Origin of the sequence: Hymenobacter coccineus (assembly GCF_001816125.1) — a bacterium.
Taxonomy (GTDB): Bacteria; Bacteroidota; Bacteroidia; order Cytophagales; family Hymenobacteraceae; genus Hymenobacter; species Hymenobacter coccineus.
Map to the genome: position 1 here is coordinate 1 of NZ_MDZA01000291.1, position 775 is coordinate 775.

Annotated in this window: 2 protein-coding genes; both read left to right on the top strand. The window is 66.6% G+C overall.

The annotated features are described in order from the left end of the window. Positions 1 to 9 precede the first annotated feature (9 nt). Entirely contained in the window at positions 10 to 477 is a 468-nt protein-coding gene (locus tag BEN49_RS30970) for a DDE-type integrase/transposase/recombinase (protein ID WP_369073216.1), read from the top strand. Next, on the top strand, positions 362 to 745 hold the full coding sequence (locus tag BEN49_RS26345) for an integrase core domain-containing protein (RefSeq protein WP_070744878.1): 384 nt from the start codon (positions 362 to 364) through the stop codon (positions 743 to 745). Before BEN49_RS30970 ends, BEN49_RS26345 begins: the two co-directional genes overlap by 116 nt. Positions 746 to 775: the final 30 nt, after the last annotated feature.

Genomic DNA, 775 nt, shown 5'->3' on the forward strand with positions numbered 1-775 from the left:
CAAGTAGCGGTGCGCGAGTCCTTTGCCTACCACAGCCAGCGCGATGGCACGCGTCGACTGCGGGCCGAAGTGCAAGCCCAGGGCCACGCGGTGGGCCGCTGGCGCATTCGGCGCGTGCTCCACGCGCACGGCTTGCGCGCGCAGCAACCACGCTCGTTCGTACCCCGCACCACCGATTCGGACCCGGCCATGCGCGCCGCGCCCAACCGCTTGCTCGGCCAGCCGGCCCCTACCGCCCCCAACCGGGTCTGGGTCGGCGACATCACCTACCTGCCCCGCCAGGGCGGCGGCTGGCTTTATTTGGCCGTGTGGCTCGATCGCTGCTCGCGCAAAATCGTCGGCTGGGACGTGCGCTTTCGCCATGCCCGAGGACCTGGTCAGCGAGGCACTCCGCCGGGCCTTGGCCGTGCGCCGGCCCCCGGCGGGGCTCGTGGTGCACTCCGACCAGGGCAGTCAGTACTCGGCCACGCGCTTTAAGAACATACTTGCCCGCAATGGCGCCGTGCAGCGCAGGAGTCGGCGCGGCAACTGCTACGATAATGCCCATGCCGAATCGTTTTGGAGCCGCTTCAAAGCCGAACTACTGGACGGCGGCAGCTTCCCGGACCTGATGGAAGCCCGGCTTGAAATCAGCCACCACATCGCCTATTACAACGCCGAGCGACGTCATTCCGCCCTCGGTTACCTCGCCCCCAACCACTTCGAAACCCAACTCCAAACCACGTCCCAATTGTGTCCGGCTTAGCTAGACCACCTCAACAATGGCAGCAGACCT

Bases quoted from the DNA above. Each gene is read 5' to 3' on its own strand.
- BEN49_RS26345 (WP_070744878.1), top strand. From the start codon at position 362: ATGCCCGAGGACCTGGTCAGCGAGGCACTCCGCCGGGCCTTGGCCGTG.